The 1,176-nt window shown below is 71.5% G+C and carries 2 protein-coding genes; both read right to left on the bottom strand.

All coding sequences use genetic code 11. From position 1 onward, the window contains the following. Positions 1 to 435: 435 nt before the first annotated feature. A complete protein-coding gene (locus tag AC1DP0_RS22085; protein WP_478088762.1) occupies positions 436 to 828 on the bottom strand; it encodes a YciI family protein in 393 nt (130 codons plus the stop codon). Positions 829 to 992: 164 nt separating this feature from the next. After that, positions 993 to 1,176, bottom strand: a 184-nt coding sequence (locus tag AC1DP0_RS22080; protein ID WP_478088760.1) for a VIT1/CCC1 transporter family protein, incomplete at its 5' end; no start/stop codon positions are given.

The raw sequence follows: 1,176 nt of genomic DNA, 5'->3' as shown, positions 1-1,176 counted from the left end.
GGCTGGGCCCGCCGGACGACACCGTGAGCCGGTGTCGGCGGCGGACTCGGCTCGAGTCCCGGTGGACGCGCCATCGCGCGCCCGGTGTCCCGAGCGCCGGACCGGCGGTTGCGCCGCGGACGGGCGCTGGGACACCTCGACTCTACAGCCCCGTCAGCGGCCGATGGTTCGAACTGCCCCGGCGACCTGGTCCGTCAGGCCTCACGAGCACCGCCGGCCGGATGAGCGCCCCGGCCTCGTGACTCGAGTCACCGGACGCCCGAAGCATCCGGCGACTACGACGGTGGCCTCGGCGTCCTCGGCTTCGGCACCGCGATCCCCGTGCTGTTCGTCGTCTCCCTGGTCATCTACGTCATGGCCTACCGAATTCGCCTGCCCGACGACCGGGCCGGTGCCTACATCGAGGCGACGACCCGCGTGGTGGTCCGTCCTCGGTCAGGCGTCCACCGGTGGCGGGCCCGCGAGCGGGCGTACCTCGATCGGCGTGCCCGTCGGCGCCCCGCCGGGGCCGGGCGAGGACGACGCCTTGGCAGCGATGGCATACGCCCGCTCCTTGCTGTCGCACTCGACGACCCAGAAGCCGATGAGGAACTCCTTGCCCTCCGGGAACGGGCCGTCCGTGACGACCGGCGACCCACCGTCGAAGCGCACGATGCGCGCCTCGTCCGGCCAGCTCAACCCGGCGTTGAACACCATCTCGCCGTTCTCCTCCAGCTCACGGTCGAACGCGCGCTGGAACTCGATCATGTTCTCGATGTCCTGCGGGGCCCAGTCCAGCACCTCCCTGCCGTCGTCGTGCCCCACGTGCATCATCAGCATGAACTTCATTGCTGCGCTCCTCCCGACGTCTTGGCTGCTGCCTTCCAGTGGACCCCAAGGTCCAGCCTCTCGCTGGCCGACCAGAGTGATTCGTATGCCGCATGCCGCATGCCGCATGCCGCATGCCGCATGCCGTGTGCCGTGTGCCGTGTGCCGTGGACCTGGCGGGTCGCTCAGCCGAGCTTGACCCCGACGAGGGCGCCGATGGCATACGTCACGCCCATGGCGAGCAGGCCGCCGCCGACGTTGCGCAGGACCGCCCGGGTCGCCGGGCTGCGCCCCAGGCGGGCGCTCGCCCAGCCCGTGAAGGCCAGGGCCGCGGCGACGCTGAGCACGGTGACGTGGATGCGCCAGGAC

The organism is Terrabacter sp. P5_B1 (assembly GCF_056400505.1).
Note: the sequence above shows the minus strand (reverse complement) of the source record. Positions and strands in the feature narration are given on the sequence as shown.

Excerpts from the sequence above, each read along its gene's own strand:
- AC1DP0_RS22085 (WP_478088762.1), bottom strand. The coding sequence starts at position 828 with ATGAAGTTCATGCTGATGATGCACGTGGGGCACGACGACGGCAGGGAG.